Source organism: Phenylobacterium sp., assembly GCF_036501465.1.
Lineage (GTDB): Bacteria > Pseudomonadota > Alphaproteobacteria > Caulobacterales > Caulobacteraceae > Phenylobacterium.
Genome location: NZ_DASYAF010000045.1, coordinates 1 through 21,296, shown reverse-complemented (window position 1 = coordinate 21,296; position 21,296 = coordinate 1). Strand labels below are relative to the sequence as shown.

At 69.3% G+C, this 21,296-nt stretch carries 21 protein-coding genes; 11 read left to right on the top strand and 10 right to left on the bottom strand.

Annotated features, from left to right (window positions below):
• Positions 1-124: 124 nt before the first annotated feature.
• Entirely contained in the window at positions 125-301 is a 177-nt protein-coding gene (locus tag VGL85_RS04385) for a hypothetical protein (RefSeq protein WP_331586374.1), read from the top strand.
• Here the strand turns inward: VGL85_RS04385 and VGL85_RS04380 are convergent.
• Complete coding sequence (locus tag VGL85_RS04380; RefSeq protein WP_331586372.1) at positions 298-915, bottom strand: DUF938 domain-containing protein; 618 nt, start codon at positions 913-915, stop codon at positions 298-300. The two genes, VGL85_RS04385 and VGL85_RS04380, sit on opposite strands and share 4 nt — an antisense overlap.
• A gap of 117 nt (positions 916-1,032) precedes the next feature.
• On the opposite strand from VGL85_RS04380, the gene VGL85_RS04375 reads away from it, so the two are divergent.
• On the top strand, positions 1,033-2,166 hold the full coding sequence (locus VGL85_RS04375) for a zinc-binding dehydrogenase (protein ID WP_331586370.1): 1,134 nt from the start codon (positions 1,033-1,035) through the stop codon (positions 2,164-2,166).
• 17 nt (positions 2,167-2,183) lie between these two features.
• Positions 2,184-3,368, top strand: coding sequence for a class I SAM-dependent methyltransferase (locus tag VGL85_RS04370; protein WP_331586368.1), 1,185 nt, complete (start codon positions 2,184-2,186; stop codon positions 3,366-3,368).
• On the opposite strand, the gene VGL85_RS04365 is transcribed toward VGL85_RS04370, so the two are convergent.
• Positions 3,365-4,636: a cytochrome P450 gene (locus tag VGL85_RS04365; protein WP_331586366.1), complete on the bottom strand. Its 1,272-nt coding sequence runs from the start codon at positions 4,634-4,636 to the stop codon at positions 3,365-3,367. The two genes, VGL85_RS04370 and VGL85_RS04365, sit on opposite strands and share 4 nt — an antisense overlap.
• A 100-nt stretch (positions 4,637-4,736) precedes the next feature.
• Here VGL85_RS04365 and VGL85_RS04360 point away from each other — a divergent pair, with 100 nt between their 5' ends.
• Entirely contained in the window at positions 4,737-5,564 is an 828-nt protein-coding gene (locus VGL85_RS04360) for a uracil-DNA glycosylase (protein ID WP_414695173.1), read from the top strand.
• A gap of 74 nt (positions 5,565-5,638) precedes the next feature.
• A complete protein-coding gene (locus tag VGL85_RS04355; RefSeq protein ID WP_331586364.1) occupies positions 5,639-7,264 on the top strand; it encodes a lytic transglycosylase domain-containing protein in 1,626 nt (541 codons plus the stop codon).
• Here VGL85_RS04355 and VGL85_RS04350 read toward each other — a convergent pair.
• Positions 7,193-7,642: a cell wall biosynthesis glycosyltransferase gene (locus VGL85_RS04350; protein ID WP_331586362.1), complete on the bottom strand. Its 450-nt coding sequence runs from the start codon at positions 7,640-7,642 to the stop codon at positions 7,193-7,195. The genes VGL85_RS04355 and VGL85_RS04350 overlap by 72 nt on opposite strands.
• 134 nt (positions 7,643-7,776) lie before the next feature.
• On the opposite strand from VGL85_RS04350, the gene VGL85_RS04345 reads away from it, so the two are divergent.
• The 4 genes from VGL85_RS04345 (at position 7,777) to VGL85_RS04330 (ending at position 12,049) form a co-directional block, all read left to right on the top strand.
• Positions 7,777-9,390, top strand: a complete 1,614-nt coding sequence (locus VGL85_RS04345; protein ID WP_331586360.1) for a carboxylesterase/lipase family protein — start codon at positions 7,777-7,779, stop codon at positions 9,388-9,390.
• 9 nt (positions 9,391-9,399) lie between these two features.
• Positions 9,400-10,428 (top strand): SMP-30/gluconolactonase/LRE family protein, encoded by a 1,029-nt coding sequence (locus tag VGL85_RS04340; RefSeq protein ID WP_331586358.1) that lies wholly within the window; start codon positions 9,400-9,402, stop codon positions 10,426-10,428.
• Between the two features lie 38 nt (positions 10,429-10,466).
• The gene (locus VGL85_RS04335; protein ID WP_331586356.1) at positions 10,467-11,552 is read left to right on the top strand and encodes a PA0069 family radical SAM protein; all 1,086 of its coding nucleotides are present in this window, start codon (positions 10,467-10,469) and stop codon (positions 11,550-11,552) included.
• 89 nt (positions 11,553-11,641) lie between these two features.
• On the top strand, positions 11,642-12,049 hold the full coding sequence (locus VGL85_RS04330) for an endonuclease domain-containing protein (protein WP_331586354.1): 408 nt from the start codon (positions 11,642-11,644) through the stop codon (positions 12,047-12,049).
• Positions 12,050-12,053: 4 nt separating this feature from the next.
• Here VGL85_RS04330 and VGL85_RS04325 read toward each other — a convergent pair whose 3' ends face one another.
• Complete coding sequence (locus tag VGL85_RS04325; RefSeq protein ID WP_331586479.1) at positions 12,054-13,274, bottom strand: class I SAM-dependent RNA methyltransferase; 1,221 nt, start codon at positions 13,272-13,274, stop codon at positions 12,054-12,056.
• A gap of 226 nt (positions 13,275-13,500) precedes the next feature.
• On the opposite strand from VGL85_RS04325, the gene VGL85_RS04320 reads away from it, so the two are divergent.
• Positions 13,501-14,112, top strand: a complete 612-nt coding sequence (locus VGL85_RS04320; protein WP_331586352.1) for a glycine zipper 2TM domain-containing protein — start codon at positions 13,501-13,503, stop codon at positions 14,110-14,112.
• A gap of 43 nt (positions 14,113-14,155) precedes the next feature.
• Here the strand turns inward: VGL85_RS04320 and VGL85_RS04315 are convergent, their stop codons facing one another.
• From VGL85_RS04315 to VGL85_RS04290, 6 genes are all read right to left on the bottom strand, one after another.
• Complete coding sequence (locus tag VGL85_RS04315; RefSeq protein ID WP_331586350.1) at positions 14,156-14,896, bottom strand: TlyA family RNA methyltransferase; 741 nt, start codon at positions 14,894-14,896, stop codon at positions 14,156-14,158.
• Positions 14,897-14,901: 5 nt separating this feature from the next.
• Positions 14,902-16,659: a class I adenylate-forming enzyme family protein gene (locus tag VGL85_RS04310; protein ID WP_331586348.1), complete on the bottom strand. Its 1,758-nt coding sequence runs from the start codon at positions 16,657-16,659 to the stop codon at positions 14,902-14,904.
• A 295-nt stretch (positions 16,660-16,954) separates the two neighbouring features.
• On the bottom strand, positions 16,955-17,575 hold the full coding sequence (locus VGL85_RS04305; protein WP_331586346.1) for a hypothetical protein: 621 nt from the start codon (positions 17,573-17,575) through the stop codon (positions 16,955-16,957).
• Between the two features lie 193 nt (positions 17,576-17,768).
• Entirely contained in the window at positions 17,769-18,329 is a 561-nt protein-coding gene (locus VGL85_RS04300; protein WP_331586344.1) for an RES family NAD+ phosphorylase, read from the bottom strand.
• Between the two features lie 6 nt (positions 18,330-18,335).
• Positions 18,336-18,674, bottom strand: coding sequence for a hypothetical protein (locus VGL85_RS04295; protein ID WP_331586342.1), 339 nt, complete (start codon positions 18,672-18,674; stop codon positions 18,336-18,338).
• Complete coding sequence (locus tag VGL85_RS04290) at positions 18,674-19,969, bottom strand: hypothetical protein (RefSeq protein WP_331586340.1); 1,296 nt, start codon at positions 19,967-19,969, stop codon at positions 18,674-18,676. The genes VGL85_RS04295 and VGL85_RS04290 overlap by 1 nt, the downstream gene beginning before the upstream one ends.
• 439 nt (positions 19,970-20,408) lie before the next feature.
• Between VGL85_RS04290 and VGL85_RS04285 the strand changes: the two genes are divergently transcribed.
• Positions 20,409-21,071 (top strand): hypothetical protein, encoded by a 663-nt coding sequence (locus VGL85_RS04285; protein ID WP_331586338.1) that lies wholly within the window; start codon positions 20,409-20,411, stop codon positions 21,069-21,071.
• The last annotated feature ends 225 nt before the right edge of the window (positions 21,072-21,296 follow it).

Genomic DNA, 21,296 nt, shown 5'->3' with positions numbered 1-21,296 from the left:
TCCTTGGGTTTCCGCTCCTAGGACGAAGCCGATCGCGCCATTCCGACACGGCCGCCGGGTTTTTCCAACCCGGGGTCCGCGAACACGGCTAGGGAACAGCCTCCCGATGAGGTCGAGACGTCCGATGAGCTCCTCCGACAAGCCGCCGATCAAACGCTTCGCCGACCTGAAGCCTGCGCCCGCGCCGGCCGGGGTCTATGCGCCGCCGACGCCGAAGGTCTCACGCCAGAAAAAGGCCAAGGTGCTGACCGCCGCCGAGCGCGCCGCGTTCCTGGCGTCGCGCCCCGACCTGAAGTCCTAGGGCTTCTCGAACACCACCATGAGGTTGTTGGCCGGCATGGCGACGCGCTCGGCGAAGGCCAGGCCATGGGCGGCGGCGACGGCCTTGACCGCGGCGAGGTCGCGAATTCCCCAGGCCGGGTTGCGGGCCTTCAGGCTCTCGTCGAAGGCGAGGTTGGAGGGCGCGGTCGGGGTCTCAGCCTCGATATAGGGACCGTAGAGGAAGAGCCGGCCGCCAGGCGTCAGCACACGCCCCGCGCCCGCCATCAGCCCCAGCGTCGCAGCCCACGGCGAGATGTGGACCATGTTGATGCAGACGACGGCCTCGAACGGCCCCGGCGGCCAGGTCACCGGATCGGCGGCGTCCAGCCGCAGCGGCGCGGCGAGGCCGGGCGGCCCCGAGTGGCCGCGCCAGGCGGCGATGCTGGCGAGCGCCTCTGGGTCCGGATCGGTCGGCTGCCAGGTCGCGACCGGCAGGTTTGCCGCCAGGAAGGCCGCATGCTCCCCGGCCCCGCTCGCCACCTCCAGCACCCGCGCGCCGGGCGCCAGGCGCGGGCCGAGCACCTCGAGAATCGGCTGGCGGTTGCGTGCGGTGGACGGCGATGTCCGCGCGCCGGCGGGAGCTTGGTCGGTCATGGGCCGACCCTAACCTGGATCGGCGACCAGCGCCGCTGATCGCGCCCTCACCGCTTCTGGCTTGCCCGCGCGCATGTGGCGGGGTTCTGTGCCGGCCAACCAAGGAGACTGAAGATCATGGCCGACGGCAATCCGGGCAAGGGCCTGCAACTGCGCTCGCTTATCACCAAGGCCGGACAGCTGGAGCTGTCGCTGGCCACCGTCGAGGCGCCCGATCCCGGACCGGACGAGGTGCTGGTGCGCGTCGAGGCCAGCCCGATCAATCCGTCGGACCTGGGGATGCTGCTGGGGCCGGCGGACCTTTCGACCCTGGAATCCCAGGGCGGCAAGCTCTCTGCCAAGGTGCCCGAGCGCTTCCTGCCGGCCCTGGCCGCCCGTCTCGACCAGGACATGCCGGTCGGCAACGAGGGCGCGGGCGTCGTCGTGGCCGCCGGCTCCGACCCCGCCGCCCAGGCGCTGAAGGGCAGGACGGTCGCCGTGCTCGGCGGCGCCATGTACGCCCAGTACCGCATCGCCAAAGCCGCCGACGTCCTGCCCCTGCCCCAGGGAACCACGCCGGCTGAGGGCGCGTCCTGCTTCGTCAACCCGCTGACGGCGCTGGGGATGGTCGAGACCATGCGCCGCGAGGGCCATACGGCGCTGGTCCACACGGCGGCGGCCTCCAACCTCGGCCAGATGCTGCAGAAGATCTGCCTGGCCGACGGCGTCCAGCTGGTGAACATCGTGAGGAGCGCCGCCCAAGCGAAGATCCTGACTGACATCGGCGCCAAGCACGTGCTGGACTCCACTAGCCCGGATTTCGTCGCCCAGCTGACCGATGCGCTCGCCGAGACCGGGGCCACGATCGCTTTCGACGCCACCGGCGGCGGCCGGCTGGCCAGCCAGATCCTTGGAGCCATGGAGGCGGCGCTGAACCGAAAGGCCACCGCCTTCAGCCGCTACGGCTCGATGACCCATAAGCAGGTCTACATCTACGGCGGCCTCGACACCGGCCCGACCGAGCTGGTGCGCAGCTATGGCATGGCCTGGGGCATCGGCGGCTGGCTGCTCACCTATTTCATCATGAAGATCGGCCCCGCCGAGGCCGGGAAGCTGCGCGCGCGGGTGGCGGCCGAAATCAAGACCACCTTCGCCAGCCACTACACCGCTGAGATCGGCCTGGCCGAAGCCCTGCGGCCCGAGGTCCTGGCCCGTTACAACGCCAAGACCACCGGCGAGAAGTACCTGGTCAACCCGCAGAAGGGCCTCTGACGGCGCGGGGCGCAGGCGTGGCCGATCAAGAGGATCCCATCGAGGCCTTGGTGGTCCAGGGCTTCGGCTGGCTGCAGAGCCATCTGCTGAACCACGCCGAACTCACCCTGCGCAAGGCGCTGGCCGAGGCGCCCGGCAACATGGGGGCGCTACGTCTGCACGGCATCGCCCTCTTCCAGCTGGGCCGCCGCGACGAGGGCATCGCCGAGATCGCCCGGGCCTGCGCCGCGCCGGGCGCGAGCCCCAGGGCCTGGGGCGACCTGGCCGTGGCGCTGCGCGACGCCGGCCGGGACGAGGAAGCCGCCGCCGCCTATGCCCGCGGCGTCGCGGCCCAGCCGTCCACCGCCAGCGTCCCGCCCTTGGCGACCCAGGTGTTCTGCACCGAGCTCGGCCGCCACGACTTCAAGATCGTCGACTACGACTATCGGGCGGAGATCCGCTACGGCGGCACGCGCCCGGCGCACCCGGAGCTCGCCGCCCTGATCGAGGCCGGCCGCGGCCGATACGCCGCATTCCTGGCCGAGGCCGGCGGCTTGCAACCCGATTTCGCCGACCTCGAGATGGGTGGGACCTACGACCAGACCCAGCCGTTCTGGCTGAATTCCTGGTTCCCGCCGCTCGACGCCATCGCGCTCACCGCCATGCTGAAGGCGCACAATCCGGCGCGGCTGGTGGAGATCGGCTCAGGCGTCTCAACCAAGTATGCGCGGCGCGCCATCCAACGCTATGGCCTGAAGACCCGCATCACCTCCGTCGACCCGCAACCGCGCAACGAAGTCGACAAGCTGTGCGACGAGGTGATCCGCCAGCCGCTGGAGCGCTGCGACATCGCCCTGTTCGAGGCCCTGGAGCCGGGCGACGTCTTCTTCCTCGACAGCTCCCACCGCACGTTCCAGGGCTCGGACGTCACGGTCTTCTTCCTGGAGATCCTGCCGCGGCTGAAGCCTGGGGTGATCGTCCAGGTCCACGACATCTACCTGCCCTACGACTACATCGCCGGCCACCTGCACCGGCTGTGGAACGAGCAATATCTGCTGGCGACCGCCCTGCTGTTCGGGGCCCGGCGGTTCGATATCCTGTTCCCGAGCTGGTTCGTGGTGCGCGATTCCGCGCTTTCCGCCCAGGCCGAGGCGCTGTTCCGCAAGGGCCCGATGGCCGAACTCAGCCTCTATGGCGCAAGCTTCTGGCTGCGGGTGGTCTAGGTCCGTGTCGGGATCACCACCGGCAGGGTCTCGTAGCCCTTGATGAAGATCGAGTGGGTGCGGGTCGGCTCGCCGGCCAGTTCGATCGTCGGGAAGCGTTTCATGATCTCTTCCCAGATGATGGTCAGCTGCAGTTCGGCCAGGCGGTTGCCCACGCAGCGGTGGATGCCGAAGCCGAAGCTCATGTGATGCCGCGGCCGCTCGCGGTCGATGCAATAGGTCTCCGGGTCGTGGACGGCGGAGGCGTCGCGGTTGCCGCTGACGTACCACATCACCACGCGGTCGCCCTTCCTGATGGTCTTGCCGCGCAGCTCGAAATCCTGGGTCGCGGTGCGCATCATGTGGGTGAGCGGCGTCTGCCAGCGGATGGTCTCCGAGACCATCGACGGGATCAGCGACGGATCGGCCTTCAGCTTGGCGTACTCGCCAGGATGCTTGTTCAGCGCATAGACCGAGCCGGAGATGGTGTTCCGCGTCGTGTCGTTGCCGCCGATGATCAGCAGGCCCAGGTTCCCGGCGTACTCGGCGCGCTCCATGTTCCGGGTGGATTGCCCGTGCGCCAGCATGGAGATCAGGTCGCCGCCGGGCGGGGCGTTCACCCGCTCGTTCCAGAGACCCACGAAGCGCCCGACCATCTGGTCCAGCACCTCGCGCTTCTGCTCCCAGCTCTCCACCGGACCGTGGCCGGGCGAATTGGTCATGACGTCGGACCAGTAGGGCAAGAGCCCGCGGTCTTCCTGCGGGAAGTCGAACAGGGTGGCCAGCGTCATGGCCGTGAGGTCCTTCGACACATGTTCGACCCAGTCGAACTCGACGCCGATCGGCAGGCTGTCCAGGATCTTGCCGGCCCGCTCGCGGATCAGCGGCCCCATCACCTGCAGGTTCGAGGGCGCGACCACCGGGCTCACCGTCTTGCGCTGCTCGTCGTGGCGCGGCGGGTCCATGGAGATGAAACTGGGGCGCGTGCCGCGCTTCTCGTTCTCCGCCTTGGCCTCCAAGGTGGAAAGCGCGATGCCGTCGGCCGAGGAGAACACCTGGTGGTTGCTGTCCACCGCCATGATGTCGTCCCACAGGGCGATCGACCAGAACGGGCCGTAGGTCGCCGAGTCGGTGAAATGAACCGGGTCCTCGGCGCGCAGGCGCTCGAAGATCGGCCAGAAGGCGTCGGCGGCGAACAGCCGGGGCTGGGCCGGATCGACCTCGGCGATCGGCAGGCCCATGATCTGCGCCCGCGTCTCGGCTTTGAAATCGACCATTCCGTCGTGCATGGCGACCTCCTTGGCGTCTCTCGCCGCCATTGAGCGCCGCGCCGAGCCCACGCGCAATCCCCGGCTGACAAGGCCGGCCGGGGAGGCCAAGAGTGTCGGCGTGACCCCGCCCCCCGATCCCACCGCCGAGTCCCTGCTCGCCTTCTGGGCCGAGGGCGGCGTGGACACGATGCTGCTTGAGGAGCCCGTCGACCGGATCGCGGCGGGCCGGATCACCCCGCCGAAGCCGCCCGCCACGCGCGCCGCCGCGGCGCCGGCCCAGGCCGCCGCTCCAGCCCCATCGCGCCCCACCCAGCCGGACGTCTCGGCCGCGGTCGCCGAGGCCCGGGCGCTGGCCGCGGCCGCCGACAGCCTGGACGCCCTGGCAGAGGTCATCGCCGGCTTCGACGGCTGCCCGCTGAAGTTCGAAGGCGCGGCCACCAAGGCCGTCGTCTGGCGCGGCGAACCTGACGCGCCGCTGATGGTGATCGGCGAAGGCCCCGGCGGCGACGAGGACCGCCTGGGCCAGCCCTTTGTCGGCCGCGCGGGTCAACTGCTGGACAAGATGCTGGGCGCCGCGGGCCTGACCGGGCGGGTGATGATCACCAACACCGTCTTCTGGCGGCCACCCGGCAACCGCACGCCGACCCCGACCGAACAGGCGGTCTGCGCGCCCTTCGTCGAGCGCGCCATCTCGCTCGTGAAACCGAAGATTCTGCTGCTGGTCGGCGGCGCCTCGGCCAAGTCCATGCTCAAGAAAGATCAGGGGATTTTGTCCATGCGCGGCCGCTGGCACGAGTGGCGTTCGGCGGACGGTACGGCAGAGCTTCCGGCCCTGCCGACGCTGCATCCGGCCTTCCTGCTGCGCCAGCCGCCGGCCAAGAAACAGGCCTGGGCGGACCTTTTGACGCTCACAGAAAGGCTTGATCGGCCGGACCGTCCCGCCTAACCCTAGGGCCGGGGACTTCAAAGAGGATCGCGTCCGGCTCGCACGCAGAGGGGGGCCGCGCGAAGAGAGACGGCATGACGCTGAAGAAGCGCCTGCGGGCGGGAGCCTTGGCTTTCGCCTGTACCGCCTCGATCGCCGGAGCCGCCGCGGCCGAAGCGCCGCCGGCGCTGTCGAACGATGACGCCAAGGCCTATTCGGCCGCCTTCGAGGCGACCGACCGCGGCGACTTCATCGGCGCCCAGATCCAGGGCGCCGCGGTCAAGGACCGCTCGCTTGAAGGCTATCTCTCCTTCCATGCCCTGATGCACCCGACGGCGCACGTCGCCGCCTTCGATGAGCTGTCGAACTGGCTGTCGAAGTTCCGTGACCTGCCGGTGGCCGACCGCATTTTCGCGCTCGCCGCCAAGCGCAAGACCGACCCGCTGGCCGACGCCGGCCCCAGGCCCATGGATCTGGGCGACGGCCCGCGGATCGCCAACCCGGTGCTTTCGGATAAGGCCCGGCGCGGGCGCGAGGCCTTCTTCTCCGGCGACGTGAACAAGGCGCTGAAGTACGCCACCGCCTCCGGCGACCGCTGGATCATCGGCCTGGCCTCCTATCGACTGGCCGCCTACGACAAGGCCCGCGACGCCTTCGCCGACCTGGCCCGCGACGGCGAGTGCGACGCCTGGCTGCAGTCGGCCGCCGCCTTCTGGGCCAGCCGCTCCGCCGAGGCCCAGGGCGACGCTGAGGGCGCCGCGAAATACCTGCACGCCGCGGCCCGCAACTCGGAGACCTTCTATGGCATGGTCGCCGGCCGCCAGCTCAAGCTGGCGCGCGACGCCAGCGCCTCGGCGGCGAACGACCCGGTCGCGCGGCTGATCCTCGCCGCCTATGCCGCGCCAGCGCCTGGCGCATCGGCCGATCTCACCGACTTCGTGGCGACCAATCCACGCGCCCACCGCGCCGCCGCCCTGGCGCAGATCGGCCGCGGGGCCGACGCCATCCAGGAACTGCGCGCGGGCCTGGCCGTGGCCCACACGCCGGCCGAGCGGGCCAACTGGCAGGCGCTGACCCTGGCCATGGGGACTTCGCTTGCCGACCGCTACGCCCCGCCGCGCGCCAGCGACCTCGACTATCCGGCCCCCGACCTGCAGCCGGCCTATGGCTTCACGCTCGACAAGGCCCTGGTCTACGCGATCGTGCGCCAGGAGAGCCGCTTCAATCCGCAGGCGATCTCGCGGCCAGGCGCCACGGGATTGATGCAGGTGATGCCGGGCTCGGCCGCGCTGGCGACCGGCGACAAGAACCTGCAGCGCGATCCCTCCCCGCTGCTCGAGCCGGCCTATAACCTGCGCGTCGGCCAGGACTATTTCGCCTGGCTGCTGGACCGCGGCGTCGGCCACAACCTGTTGCGCGCCGTGGCGGCCTACAACGCCGGCCCCGGCCCGATCCTGAAGACCGTGCAGATGCTGGGCGAGGACGCCGACCCGCTCTTGATCATGGAATGCCTGCCCGCCCAGGAGACGCGCAGCTATGTCCAGCGGGTGATGGCCGGCTACTGGACCTATCGGAAGATGTGGGGCGAGCCCAACGCCAGCCTCGACGCCCTGGCCGGCGGGCGGCGGACCATCGACGAACGGATCGACCTAGTCCAACCCCAGCCGGACCGCGCCCCGACCCAGCTTGCCGCGGAGGCGCTTCAGGTCGGGATGCGCTAGGCTCGCCGCCGTCGCGCGCGGCAGCAGAACCCCGAACGGCCGCTCGCGCAGGAAGCCCGCGGGCTCGCCCAGGATCAGGGCGTCGCCGCCACCGCCCTTGAGGTGGCGCGCCAGGCCCTCCAGCCAGCCGGCCCGCAGGCGGATCTTCGCCGGCAACACCAGCACCCGATCCGATCGCGCCTCAACGAGGCCGGCCGCCAGGTCCGCCGACAGCTCCGCGCCGGTCTCCTCGCGCAGCACCGCCAGCAGCTCCGGCGGGCCGCCGCCGGCGATGCGCACCTCGCGCACCAGCCCTTCCACCGCCAGCGAGGTCAGCGCCGCCAGCAGGGCCGGCAGCCGGTCTCCGGCCTCTGCGGTTTCGACGATGACGCTGAGCATGCCGCCACAAGCCGTGTGTCGCGCACGCCGTCAACCGGCGCGCCGATCGGTGGTTGATCGACCCTGGATTTGTGGACACAACTGACCACAGAATACCGGGCTTGCGACGAAAGCCGGATTTTGGGGAGGCCGCCATGAACGTCAGCCGCCGCGCCATGCTGGGCGCAACCCTGGGGACCGGCGCGCTGCTCGCCGCCGGCGCCGGCCACGCGCTCACCGAGACCGACATCTTCCCGGTTGTGGAGACCGCGCAGGGCAAGGTGCGCGGCATGGCCGCGGGCGGGGTGAAGATGTTCAAGGGCCTGCGCTATGGGGCGAACACCGCCGGCAGGAACCGCTTCATGCCGCCCCAGCCACCGCCGAAATGGGCCGGGGTCAAGGACGCCTTCGAGTACGGCAATGTTGCGCCGCAGATGCCCAACAGCCGGGCCAACGCCTACTCCGGCCTGATCATGTTCGACATTCAGCCGGGCGGCATGGGCGAGGACTGCCTGGTGCTGAACGTCTGGACGCCCACCGTCGACCGCAACGCCGCGAAGCCGGTGCTGCTGCACATCCACGGCGGCGGCTTCTATGGCGGCTCCGGCAACTCCCCCGGCTACGATGGCGAGGAACTGGCGCGCTTCGGCGACTGCGTGGTGGTGACGCTCAACCACCGGCTGGGCGCCTTCGGCTATCTGAACCTGGCGGGCTCCGGCGAAGGCTTCGCCCGCTCCGGCGCGGTGGGCATGATGGATATCGTCGCCGCGCTCGGCTGGATCAGGGAAAACATCGCGGGTTTCGGCGGCGACCCATCCCGCGTGCTGGCCTTCGGACAGTCGGGCGGCGGGGCCAAGACCTCGATCCTGATGTGCATGCCGGCCGCCAAGGGCCTGTTCCATCGGGCCGGGGTGATGAGCGGTGGCACGGTCAGGGTCTCGACCGCCGAGCAGGCGCAGAAGGGCACGGCGGCGTTCCTGACGGCCCTCGGCCTGAAGCCGTCCGAGACCGCCAGGTTGCAGGCCCTGTCCTACGAGACCCTGCTGACCGCCCAGGCCAATATGGAGGCCGCCGACCGCGCAAAGGGCGAGGCGCCGCGCTCCTTCTCGCCCTCGCTGGACGGGGTGGCCATCCCGCGCCACCCGTTCGACCCGGACGCGCCGGCGGTCTCGGCGCAGGTGCCGATGATCGTCTCCAACGTGATCGACGAGCGCGCCTACCGGATGGCCAACTTCGACCTCGACGAAAAGGGCCTGCGCGCCTTCATCGCCAAGCGCGTCGGCGAAGCCCGCGCCGACCAGGTGCTGGCCATGTACCGGAACGACGACCCGGCCGCGAAGCCCTTCGTCCTGCAGGCGCGGTTCGACACCGACGAGGTGTTCCGCAAGCCCTCGCTGATCGAGACGGAGCGTAAGGCGACGCAAGGCGCCGCGCCCGTCTGGAGCTATCTCTACAAGGAACCCAGCCCGGCCTATTCCGGCCGCTATGGCACGCCGCATGGCTCCGACGTCGGCCCCAGCCTGCACGACGTGCGCGGCGGGCTGAACGAGACCGGGCCGGACGCCATCCGGCTCGCCGACCAGATGGCCTCGATGTGGGTCAGCTTCGCGGCCACGGGCGATCCCAACAACGCCCGCCTGCCCCGCTGGCCGGCCTACAAGCTTCCCCAGCGCGCGACGATGGTGTTCGATCATGTGACCCGCGTGGAGGACGACCCGAGAGCCGCCTTCCGCAGGTTCTGGGAGCAAGAGCCGCCGAGATCGGCCTGAGGGGGAAACATGGATCGCCGCCAACTTCTCGCCGCAGCGCCGCTGCTCGCGCTGCCGTCGCTCGCCTTCGGTCAGCCGGCCGCGACTCCCCCGTCGCTCGGAGGCCCGCGCCCGGCGCCCGCGCCGATCAGCTTTCCGCCGCCGACGCTCGCCATGACCACGGTGGCCGAGGGTCTGCATATCCCGGAAGCGCCGGTCGTCATGAAGGACGGTTCTGTCCTTTTCGTGCAGATCGAGGCCAAGCAGATCAGCCGGCTGACGCCCGCCGGCAAGGTCGAACTGGTGGCCCAGCTGGAGGGCGGCCCGAACGGCCTGGCCATCGGCCCGGACAAGGCGCTCTACATCGCCAACGACGGCGGCCGTTTCTCCTTCATCAAGCGCGGCGAGTTCAACTTCCCGGGCGCGCTGCCCGCCGACTTCAAGGGCGGCGCGATCCAGCGGCTGGACCTGAAGACCGGCAAGGCCACCACCCTCTACGACACCTGCGAGGGCAAGCCGCTGATCGCCCCCGACGACCTGGTGTTCGACCATCAGGGCGGCATGTGGATCAGCGAGTACGGCAAGGCGCGCGGCGACGGCGCCATCTACTACGCGCGGTCCGACGGCAAGGGGATCAAGCTGGTCAAGGGCGCCATGAACGCGCCGAACGGCATCGGCCTGTCGCCCGACGGCAAGCAGCTGCACGTCTCGACCGGCCGCCAACTGCTCACCTTCGACATCAAGGGCCCGGGCGAGCTGGCCGCCAGCACCTCCTATCCCGATGCGGTCCACGGCGCCCTCCGCGATCGCTCCGTGGCCGACAGCCTGAAGGTGCTGGCCGACAACAAGGTCTGCGTCTGCACCCTGATCGCCGGCGGCATCAGCATCTTCGACAAGGCCGGGAACACCGAGTTCATCCAGTTCGACGACCCGATGACCACCAACCTGGCGTTCGGCGGCGCGGACATGCGCGACGTCTGGGTCACCTCCTCCGGTCGCGGCATGCTGCGGAAGGTCCGCTGGCCCTACCCCGGGCTGAAGCCGGCCTATAGCGCATAGTTCTTGTTTTGTTCTCATCCTGGCGCTAGAACGCCGGGATGGATGGGTTCACCAGTCAGATCCAGGTCGTCCGGGGCCGCGGCGCCCGCAGCAACGCCTCCGGCCGCTACGAGCGCGAGACGCGCGAAGCGTTCGAAGACGGCTGGACGGCCGAGGACGACGAGCCCCGGCAGATCACCACGACGGTGACGGCAGAGAAGGCCAAACTCATTATCTCACGGAACGACAGCCCGGACATCGGCTTCTCCGCCTCGATCAATCCATACCGCGGCTGCGAGCACGGCTGCATCTATTGCTACGCCCGTCCCGCCCACGCCTACATGGGCCTGTCGCCGGGCCTCGACTTCGAGACCAAGCTGTTCGCCAAGCCGGACGCCGCGCGGCTGCTGGAGGCCGAGCTTTCGAAGCCGCGTTACGTCCCCGAGGTGATCCACATCGGCGGCAACACCGACCCCTACCAGCCGCAGGAGCGATCCCTGCGCATCACCCGCGGCGTGATCGAGGTGCTGAGCCGCTTCGACCACCCCTTCTCGATCATCAGCAAATCGGCGCTGGTGCAGCGCGACATCGACCTGATGGCGCCGATGGCGGCGAAGAACCTGGTGCGGGTCGCGATCTCGGTGACCACGCTCGACCGCAAGCTGGCGCGCTCCATGGAGCCGCGCGCCGCCACGCCGGAAAAGCGCATCGAGACCATCCGCCGCCTGGCCGACGCCGGGGTGCCGACCGTCGTCATGTTCGCCCCCTGCATCCCGGGCCTCAACGACCATGAGATGGAGGCGGTGCTGGAGCGCTGCGCCCAGGCTGGGGCTGTCGGCGCGGGCTATGTCACCCTGCGCCTGCCGCTGGAGATCGCCGACCTGTTCCAGGAATGGCTGAACACCGACCAGCCGGACCGCGCCACGAAGGTCATGTCCCTGCTGCGCCAGATGCGCGGCGGCAGGACCTATGACAGCCAGTGGGGCAAGCGGATGAAGGGCGAAGGCCCGCTGGCCGCCCTCAACGCCAAGCGCTTCCGCACGGCCAAGGCCCGCTACGGCCTGGACCGCCCGCTCCCGCCGCTGGATATCGGCCTGTTCCGCGTGCCGCCCAAGGCCGGCGGGCAGATGGATTTGTTTAAGTAGTAGGAGGAGACGGAAATGCGGATCGCAAAAACCTCTCCCGCTCGCGGGAGAGGGGGATCACGAAGTGGTGGAGAGGGCGCTGCCACGTCATGAGGGTCCAAAGCAACACCCTCAAACGTGCGCGTCAGCTTCGTAAGAACATGTCACTTCCCGAGGTGATGCTCTGGAAGGTCCTGCGAGGGCGGGAGCCCGGAAAGCCCGTCTTCCGAAGGCAGCATCCTATCGGCCCCTACGTGTTGGACTTCTTCTGTGCGAGCGCGGCGCTCTGTATCGAAGTCGATGGCGGCTCGCATGGATTCGGCGACCGGCCTCAGGCCGACGCTCGGAGAGATGCTTTCCTTCGATCCCTTGGCATCAGGACGGTAAGATGCGTGGCCTCCGAGGTGATATCGGACGCCCACGGCGTGGGCATGGGCCTGATCCAATTCGCATGCGAGACCAGCGCCCCCTCCACCGCTTCGCGGTCCCCCTCCCCCATGAATGGGGGAGGTTTTTGAGGCGTCAGCGACCGAACACCCCCACCAGCTCGATGTGCGGCGACCAGAGGAACTGGTCGACGGGCAGGACGCGCTCGAGGGTGAAGCCGGCGTCGATCAGGGCGCGAGCGTCCCGGGCGAAGGTGGCAGGATTGCACGAGACGCCGACGACGCGGGCGACGGACGAGCGGGCGAGCTCCGCGGTCTGTTCGGCGGCGCCGGCGCGGGGCGGATCGAAGACCGCGAGGTCGGTCTTCTTCAGCTCCTCGGCCAGCACCGGGCGGCGGACCAGGTCGCGGGCCTCGGCGACGACCCCCTTCAGGCGCGGCGCCGCGCCCAGGGCGGCGGTGAGCGCGCGGATGGCGTCGGGGGCAAAGTCGGCGGCGTGGACCGGGGCGATCTCAGCCAGGCGGAAGGTGAAGGTCCCGACCCCGCAATAGAGGTCGGCGATGCGGCTCGCGCCGGCCGCCGCCTGGGTCACGAACCCAGCCATGGCGGCTTCGGCCCCCGGCGTCGCCTGCAGGAAGGCGCCGGGCGGCAGGGTGACCGTCGCCGGCCCCAGCCGCACCTGCGGGCTCAGCGCCTGGTAGGCCACCTCGCCGTCCAGGGTCACCCGGGCGAAGCCAGCCGCCGCGGCGCGCTCGGCGAGCAGCACCCGCGCGTCGGCGGAAAGCCCGCCCGAGCGCCGTTCGACGCCGGAGATGTCGATGTCCAGGCCGGCGGGCGTCAGGGTCACGTGCAGGGTGGGCGCGGACTTCGGATGCTCGAACAACGGCGCCGCCAGGCGCTTCAGCGCCGGGATCGCCGCCTGGATCGCCGGGTCGGCGATGGGGCAGGCCTCGATGTCCACCAGGTCCCAGGACTTGCGCGCCTTGTAGCCCAACCGCGCCGCCTCGCGCGTCCCGCGCCGCGCATGCAGCGCCACGCGGCGGCGCGTGCCCGGCTGGGCGGCGAAGGGGGCAAGGATCTCGGTCTCGATCCGCTGGCGGGCGAGTGTGCCGGCCAACCGCTCCACCTTCCAGGCCAGGTAGGGCGCATGCGCCCAGTGCTGCAGGGCGCAGCCGCCACAGGTCCCGAAATGCGGGCAGGCCGGCGCGATGCGGTCCGCACTGGCCGCCAGCACCTCGACCAGTTCGCGCCGTTCGCCCGCGCCCGCCGCCAGCACGCGCTCTCCCGGCAGGGTGAAGGGCACGAAGACCGGGCCGGAGCTGGTATCGGGCGCGCAGCCGTCGCCCTCCCCGCCCATCTCGGTGATCGAGAGTTCCGCCGGCGGCCCGGAAACCGGCGCGGATCGCTGCGGCGGACGATGACGATGGGGCTTGCGCAAACCGGCCTCGCCAGGAGTCGAAAAAGGGGCTGCGACGAAAATGAACGAAGATGAACGACCCACTCAATTTTTGTTCAGCTTGGTTCCGTCAAATAGGTCCTCGAAACCGGCGAGAGGCCGGTCCGATTCGAAAGAGGGATATCCCATGACCAAGGTTTCCACCTACGCCAAGAGTGCGCTGGCGGCGACCGCCGGCCTGGTCGCGCTCGCCGTCGCGGCGTCGGCCAGCGCCCAGCCGGCCTACAACAACTACAACGCCTGCGACCGTGACGCGGGCAACCGCGGCGTGGCCGGCGCCCTGGTGGGCGGCGCGCTTGGCGCCGTGGTCGGCAGCCAGGCCGCGGCCAACCATCACCGCACGGACGGCTCGCTGCTGGGCGGCGCGCTCGGCGCGATCGCCGGCGGCGTGATCGGCAACAAGACCGCGTCCTGCAACAACGCCCCGCCGCCTCCGCCGCCTGGCCCGGTCGCCGAGGCGCCCCCGCCGCCGCCGGCCTATGACGGCCCGCCTCCGCCGCCACCCCCGGGCTATGCCCAGGGCTACTACGCCGCGCCGCCGCCGGCGGTCTATGAGCAGCCGGCGGTGTGGGCCTACGGCCGCCACGGCGTGCGCTATCGCGTGGTGATGGACCGGGTCGGCCCGGACGGCTGCGCCATGGCCGAAGGCCCGCCGGTCTACACGCCCGACGGCCGCATGGCGCCGAGCTGGGTCCGGGTCTGCCCGGACTACCGGGGCCGCTTCCGCGTCGTCTACTAGTTCTGTCGCCGGCCCTACGGCTGGTCACTTCGGGCCGCCCTGATCAGGGCGGCCCTTTTTCTTTGGTGGCCCAGAGCAGCATTTCGCGGTTGCCGTCACCGCCCGCGATGGGACTGTCGGCGGTCGCGCGCACGCTCCAGCCGCTGGCCGCCAGGAAGGTCGCAGCGCCCGAGAGCGCGTCCGCCCGCGCCGCTTCGTCCTTCACCAGGCCGCCCTTCCCCACCCGTCGCGGCCCGACCTCGAACTGCGGCTTGACCAGGGCGACGAGGTTCGCGCCGTCCGCCGCCAGGGCCAGCGCCGCCGGCAACGCCTTGGCCAGGCCGATGAAGCTCACGTCGCAGACGACCAGGCCGGGCGGCTCGGGAACCTCGGCCACGGTCAGGGCGCGGGCGTCGCGGCCTTCCAGCGCCACCACCCGCCGATCGCCCGCCAGGCTGGCGTGCAATTGGCCGCGGCCCACGTCGACCGCGTAGACCCGCCGCGCGCCGGCCGCCAGGCAGACCTCGGTGAAGCCGCCCGTCGAGGCGCCGACGTCCAGCACCACGCGGCCCTCGACGGAGATCGGCCACAACGAAAGCGCATGCGCCAGCTTCAGCGCGCCGCGCCCGACCCAGGGATGCGCCGGGGCAGCCTCGATCACAGCGTCGTCGGCGATCGGGTCGGAGGCCCTGGCCACCGGCCGGCCGTCCGCCGTGACGCCGCCGGCCTCGATGGCCGCGCGCGCCTTGGCCCGGCTGTCGAACAGGCCGCGCGCCACCAGCAGGCGGTCGGCGCGGGTCCGCATGCCCGTCAGGCGCCCGCCGGCTGGTCCTCGAACAGCTTCTTGAGCTCGTTCTTCAGGATCTTGCCGTTCGGGTTGCGGGGCAGCACCTCGGGCCAGAACTTCACCGCCACCGGCACCTTGAAGGCCGCCAGCCGCTCGGCCACATGAGCGCGCAGTTCGTCCTCGGTAGCGTGGGCGCCGGGCTTCAGGGTCACCACCGCGGCCGGCTCCTCGCCGAGCGTCCGGTGCGGGATGCCCACCAGCGCCGCGTCCATTACCGCCGGGTGGTCGTAGAGGACGTTCTCGACCTCGATGCAGTAGATGTTCTCGCCGCCGCGGATCAGCATGTCCTTGGCCCGGTCGATGATGTAGCAGAAGCCCTCCTCGTCGAGCTTCGCCAGGTCGCCGGTGCGCACCCAGCCGTCCACCAGGGTCTGGGCGGTGGCCTCGGGCTTGTTCCAATAGCCCTTCATCATCTGCGGCCCATTGCACCAGAGTTCGCCGACCTCGCCCACCGCCAGCACCGTCTTGCCGTCGACGGGATCGCGGATCTCCAGCCTGGAGACCGGCACGGCCACGCCGCAGCTTTCCGGGCGGTTGATGTAGTCCTCCGCCCCGTTGCCGGTGACCGTGGCGCAGGTCTCGGTCATGCCCCAGCCCTGGCCGGGCACGGAGTTGGGGAAGACCTCCTTCAGCTTGCGCACCAGCTCCGGCGCCGAGGGCGCGCCGCCGTAGGCGACGGATTCCAGGGACGAGAGGTCATAGTTGGCCCGCGCCGGATGCTCGATGAGCTGCCAGGCGATGGTCGGCACGCCGCCGGCCAGGTTGACCCGCTCGCGCTCGATCAGCTCGAAGGCGCGGATCGCCTCCCACTTGCGCATCATCACCAGCTTGGCGCCCCCGAACAGGCTGGGGTTCAGGACGGCGAAACAGCCGGTGACGTGGAAATAGGGCACCGAGATCAGGGCCGCGCGCTGCACGTTCGGGTCCGGCGCCGGCGGCTGCTCGCCGCGCCGCAGGAACGAGCGCGCCCCGCCGCAGACCGCGGCCATGATGTTGGAATTGACCCCGCGCTGGGTGGCCAGCGCGCCCTTCGGCTTCCCCGTGGTGCCGGAGGTGTAGAAGATGGTGGCGTCGTCCTCGGGGCCGATATCGACGGCCGGCAGCGGCCGGTCCGGCAGGTCCTTCCAGGTCTCCGGCTTGCCCAGCACCGCTTCCAGCTTCTTGACCAGCGGATGGGCGATCTCGTCGCGCTCGCGGGTGACGTAGACCCGCACCAGGTCCGGGCAGTTGGGCAGATGCTCGGTCATCCGCTCATAGCGCTCGCGGTCCATGAGCAGGACCTTGGTCCCGGAATCGGTCAGGCCGTATTCCAGCTCCGGCCCGGTCCACCAGGCGTTCAGCGGGGTGACCACCGCGCCCACGGCGGCGGCGGCGTAGAAGGCTGCCACCCACTCGGGGATGTTGCGCATGATGATGGCGACCCGGTCGCCCTTGCCGACGCCCTCGGCCTGCAGGTCGGCGGCGAGCGCGGCCACGGCGCGGTGGAAGGCCTCGAAGCTGACCCGCTCGTCCTCATAGACCATGAAGATCTTTTCGCCGTGGGCGCGGGCGAAGGTCACCACGTCGCGCAGGGCCGGCGGGATGTTCTTCCAGACTTTCGTGCGGATGCCGCCGATCGTCTCCTCGCCCATCTCGGTGGGCATGCCGGGGCCGGTCAGGATCGCATACGCCTGATCGATGGACATGGCGGGCCAGCCGGGCGGAAGGGCGGGGTCTGACATCGAGCTGGCTCCCTGAGGTGGCGGCTCTCGACGGGGGCCGCGCGTCTCAAGTGAACAAGCATAACCCAGCGCGGCAGGCAAACGCCGAGCAGCGTTCTTCGCTGGGCGTGGGGACGCACAGCCACCGCCGCGCCCTGCCGAGGCCGGCACCTACACCCAACACCCGCGTTCCCCGCGAATGCGGGGGCCCGGGCCTCCTGGTTTCGGGCAGCCTCAACCCCACGGCGGGCTTGAATCGCCGCTAAAGACACCAGGGTCCGCGCATTCGCGGGGAAGACGGGATGAGGGGTAGGCCTCAGCGCCCAGGCGGCCCCGTGGCCCGGCGGGTCGCCAGCTTGCCGGCGGTCCCGCCCGGCTGAACCGGAGGCCGGGGCGCGAGGGCGACGGCTGTCGCCGACCCGGCGAGCCGGGCGCGCAATCCTGCCGCCGATGAGCGCTCAGGCGAGCGCGCGGACGCCGGCCCGCCGCCGCTTCCCACATGGGTCAGGAGTTCGCGCAGGGTCGGCAGGTCCGCGGGTGGCGGCCCCGGCAGCGCCGCGGCGTCCGCCGCGACCTCGCCCAGGGTGCGCAACAGGACCGGCAGGCTCGCCGGCTCCGCCTCGCGCTCCCGATCCCGGTCACCCTCTTCGGCATAGCGGCCCTCAGCCGGAGCCGTCTCGGGCTCGGCGTCTTCGCTCTCAGCCCGCTCGGCTTCGGCGCGCTCGAGCCGCTCATCGCCCGGCCCGGCCGCCTTCCCGGCCGCCGCCCCGCCCGCCACCGGCGCGCGCCGCAGGCGCAGCTCCAGCGCCGTGGCCACCCGGACGGCGAAGAAGCACCGGTCGAACAGCCGGAAATACTCCAGCTTGACCGCCGCCGCCTCCGCCCGCTCCGCCTCCCCGCCAAACGCCATGCCCAGCCGGTAAGCGCACGCGCTCAACTCGGTTAGCATGTCGCTCAGGGGATCGGCGGCGGCCATTTGGAACAAATGTAGAACATGCAGGCGCCGGCGTCAAGGAACAAAGGAGCGCCCGCCGTGGGCTAGGACGTGCGGCCTTACGGCCCGGCGGTCTGCTCCTGACTCAACAGAGAAGTTCGGAGCGTCCGCTGTCTGGCTCCGTTCCAACCTTCAGCTAGCGTTGCCGACGAAGGGCTTCGGCCTCTTTGCGCCAAGCTGGCCAATCGACAACCGTCGACTCCTCGACTGCCATGTCCTCCGGTGCAAGTTGGTCCGTGAAGACAACCAGGTTCTGGCAATTCCAGCGGGCGCTGGGAACCATGAGGCCGTCGAACCCAAGGAAATATGCTGCGTCACCAATCGCCTGGGTGCGTTCATAGTCGAGTTCGCCGTAGCGATCGCCGCTAACGCCAAGGGACTCGACCGCTGATAGATCGACGAGCTGCAATGCGCGCCGCGCACGGACCGTGATCCGGTGAAGCACCGACACCAACTTGGATGGAAAGACCGGCTGGCGGCTCAAGTGGAAGTGTATCTCTGCCAGGGCACCGTCGCGCGCGAGCGAGGTGTAGATCACGTCGAACGTACCTGGATCCCAACGTGCGCCCGCGGGATATCCCTGCAACGGATCTCGGCCCTCGCGTGCAATTCGCCACCCGACGCCTTCATAGAGCGTCCGCGGCAACGCATCGACCTTGTCCAGTAGTTCGAGGTCGCGAGCGCGTCGGTCTGCCATGGGAGACTATATGTAAGCGCCTGAGTCGAGGCGCTCGATCACGGCCAGTATTTCCTCGGTTCGCCCGTCGTTGATTAGGTCGATAGCACGCTCACCCTTCAACAACGGATGGCGGGCGTGCAACCACAGGCGCGTCTCATCAGGAGTGTAGAAGTCCGACAAGCGCTCCACGACGTAGCGGAGCTCAGCAATCACCGTCTGTGTGCGCAGCGACGGAACTCCGCTACCACGCGACCAGCGCGATACGGTTGGCGGCGACGCCCCCACGATGTTGGCGATGTCCTTGCCTTGTAGACCCCCGCGCTCGCGAAGATCATCCAGAATGCGGGCGACAGCAGTTGCCATTAGCGCCTCGCGGTGCGGGCGTCGGCCATCAGGTTCACCCGGCGCTTCGGTGAATGAGCATGCGGCCTATCACCCATCGTCACGTGCAAATCTCTCAACACCGGTCCCAACCGACCCAGTCGCTCGTTGGTCCGCCGCAGCATCTCGGTTGTCTCTGCGTCCGCCAAATTGAGCTTGGTGGCTGTCTCGGCGATTCTCGCTGCTGGATCGAGGTCATGCCTCAGAAAATCGTCGATACGACGGGCCTCAGGGACGCGCGACAGGCGCTCAAGTGGCTTCGCGCGCTGGCGCAGGTAGTGCCCTTTGGGGTCCTTGAGCGTGTCGTTGTGCCCGTTCGGGCAGCACGTGCGATCTTGGCAGCCCAACAACCGTCGACCTCCGTCAGCCGCCATCAGCAATTCCACCTGCTTTACGCTCAGCAACCGGTCGAGCCCCGGCATCAGCAAGCGCTTCTCGCGACCGCCGCCGCCGGCGCGGGGCACCGGAGGCTTGTTCCAGTCACCTGCCGCGAACCGCTCCTTTTCCCCAAGACCGTGGCTGATACCGCCGGCGGCGCCGAAGGCCGCAACGGCGACGGCCGCTAAGCCGCCTACTCCGTCGGCCACGATCGGCCGGTCAAGCTGCTGGAAATCGACAGCAGCGGCGATGAAGCGCCGTAGCATCGGCGCTTCCGCATCAGCGCCGAAACCGGAAACGCGGAGCCACAAGTTGTCGAACGGCAGATCTTTCAGACCCGCGATGAGCACGCGTCGCTGCGCCGGATCACGAAGCGAGCCGTACTTCAGCGTCAGGGAATAGTCGATCGCGATCGCGTTGCCGCCGGCCGCATCAAGAGCGCTCCGCAGGTCGTCGCAAGCCTGTCGATCGATACCGAACCAAGCGTCGGCCGAGCTTTCCAGAAGATGTGCCGGGGCCTGTACCGCATGAAACTTATGTTCGACAGCGAACCGGGCGATCATGCCGATCACATCGTGGTTGCTACCACGAGCAAAATGCTCCGGCTGAAGTGGCCCTTCCGGGTGAGCCCAGGGTGCCGATTTTGCTGCTCCGCCATAGCGGCCGACAGCCGACAGCTCAGCCACGTTAGTGTCGAGAATCAGTTCGCGTCCGGCATCGACGAGTTGCCCGGCCACATCCTTCTGATGCGCGAACGCTGATGCCTCGACCATGACGCGTTCCACAGGCAGCCGACCAGCAGCGAGGAGCTTCTCGGCCTGACGATGGAAGGCGCCGAGGCGGAGATAGTGCGCAATCGGCTCCGGCTGGGGATGCAAATAGACCACGTTCTCGGGCATTCGGCGCTCCACCGTATGATGGAGCATCTTACGTTTCGATTTCACGATAGTCAAGATGTGAAATCGAAACGGCATTGTGTCAGACGGTGCCTTGGACATCTGAGACTTAGCTATCAAGCTGCACCATAAGGCTCCTCGGGGCCTTGGGAGCTTTTCGGAGATGGGAGTTGTGAAGGTCATTGCCGCCGCTACGCTCGGAGCATTGTTGGTGGCGTCGGCCGCCAACGGACTTCCCACCACCCGATCTACAGCGTCCCCCGCTGCGCAGCTTCAGGCGACCGCTCCCGCACCTTACCGGGAGCCATCCTGCGATCATCCGCAAAGTCGTGACGAGGCCAATGAATGCGCGCAAGCGCTTGCCGCGAGCGCGGCACGTGACCAAGCGAGGTGGGCGTTCTGGCAACTGGTCGTGGGGGCAATCGGTGCCGGAGCGGTAGTGGTGACCATCGTGTTCACCGCGAAGGCAACGCGGGCGGCAAGCGAGGCCGTGAAGGCGGCCAGATCTTCAGCAATCCAGTCGGCAAGGAGCGCAACTGCAGCGGCCGACACCGTTGAGATCGCGCGTAAGGCTTATTTGGCTGAACATCGGCCTTGGCTGTCAGTGGACGCAGCCATCAATACTGACCTCACCATGACGGATGGGAAGCTTGCCTTGGGCTTCATGTTCGCCATGCGGAACTACGGTCGAACGCCCGCTCAGAAGGTCTGGATCGACTCCAAGCTGAGCATTGGATCACCTACCCAGCACGTAGCAGCCGAGGTCGAAGCCCGTCGGTTGGCTCCGCGCGTTGGACAGGCCGGCATCTTTAAGTGCGTCTTCCCCGATCAAGAGACGCATTGGGGCATCACCCACGCCCACGACGATGTGTCCCATCCCGGCCCAGAGACGGCTGACGGTCGCGTCCTCCTCCTCACACTGAGCGGCGTCCTCTGCTATCAAGAGGCGCTGGACGACGGCCCCGTCCACTACACGAGTTTCGTGTTCGAGGTCAGACGTTCCAACAGCAGAGTGATAGCAACCGCCCCAAATGGGAATTGGCCCACAATTCCGGGCGCGGAACTTTCGCTCGTGCCTTGGGTCAGCGGTTGGTTCGCCGATTGATGACGCTCCTGTGGCGCCTCCCGCAGCGCTTTGGCGATAGGTTCCTGAAGGTCCGCTCCCAGCACCTGGGCTAACGTCCCCTTCTGGCGCGGGTCAGACGCATAGGCCCACGCCCCCATCGGCAGAGGAGGGTCAAAGAGAACACTCGAGCGCGCCTGTCGCACGCGCGATTTTCGACCTCCAGGACGTGACCTCGACATGAACGGGCGCGGGAGTAAGCTGCGC

Bases quoted from the DNA above. Each gene is read 5' to 3' on its own strand.
- VGL85_RS04385 (WP_331586374.1), top strand. From the start codon at position 125: ATGAGCTCCTCCGACAAGCCGCCGATCAAACGCTTCGCCGACCTGAAG.
- VGL85_RS04380 (WP_331586372.1), bottom strand. From the start codon at position 915: ATGACCGACCAAGCTCCCGCCGGCGCGCGGACATCGCCGTCCACCGCA.
- VGL85_RS04375 (WP_331586370.1), top strand. From the start codon at position 1,033: ATGGCCGACGGCAATCCGGGCAAGGGCCTGCAACTGCGCTCGCTTATC.
- VGL85_RS04365 (WP_331586366.1), bottom strand. From the start codon at position 4,636: ATGCACGACGGAATGGTCGATTTCAAAGCCGAGACGCGGGCGCAGATC.
- VGL85_RS04355 (WP_331586364.1), top strand. From the start codon at position 5,639: ATGACGCTGAAGAAGCGCCTGCGGGCGGGAGCCTTGGCTTTCGCCTGT.
- VGL85_RS04350 (WP_331586362.1), bottom strand. From the start codon at position 7,642: ATGCTCAGCGTCATCGTCGAAACCGCAGAGGCCGGAGACCGGCTGCCG.
- VGL85_RS04345 (WP_331586360.1), top strand. From the start codon at position 7,777: ATGAACGTCAGCCGCCGCGCCATGCTGGGCGCAACCCTGGGGACCGGC.
- VGL85_RS04340 (WP_331586358.1), top strand. From the start codon at position 9,400: ATGGATCGCCGCCAACTTCTCGCCGCAGCGCCGCTGCTCGCGCTGCCG.
- VGL85_RS04335 (WP_331586356.1), top strand. From the start codon at position 10,467: ATGGATGGGTTCACCAGTCAGATCCAGGTCGTCCGGGGCCGCGGCGCC.
- VGL85_RS04330 (WP_331586354.1), top strand. From the start codon at position 11,642: ATGAGGGTCCAAAGCAACACCCTCAAACGTGCGCGTCAGCTTCGTAAG.
- VGL85_RS04325 (WP_331586479.1), bottom strand. From the start codon at position 13,274: ATGGGCGGGGAGGGCGACGGCTGCGCGCCCGATACCAGCTCCGGCCCG.
- VGL85_RS04320 (WP_331586352.1), top strand. From the start codon at position 13,501: ATGACCAAGGTTTCCACCTACGCCAAGAGTGCGCTGGCGGCGACCGCC.
- VGL85_RS04315 (WP_331586350.1), bottom strand. From the start codon at position 14,896: ATGCGGACCCGCGCCGACCGCCTGCTGGTGGCGCGCGGCCTGTTCGAC.
- VGL85_RS04310 (WP_331586348.1), bottom strand. From the start codon at position 16,659: ATGTCAGACCCCGCCCTTCCGCCCGGCTGGCCCGCCATGTCCATCGAT.
- VGL85_RS04300 (WP_331586344.1), bottom strand. From the start codon at position 18,329: ATGGCAGACCGACGCGCTCGCGACCTCGAACTACTGGACAAGGTCGAT.
- VGL85_RS04295 (WP_331586342.1), bottom strand. From the start codon at position 18,674: ATGGCAACTGCTGTCGCCCGCATTCTGGATGATCTTCGCGAGCGCGGG.
- VGL85_RS04290 (WP_331586340.1), bottom strand. From the start codon at position 19,969: ATGCCCGAGAACGTGGTCTATTTGCATCCCCAGCCGGAGCCGATTGCG.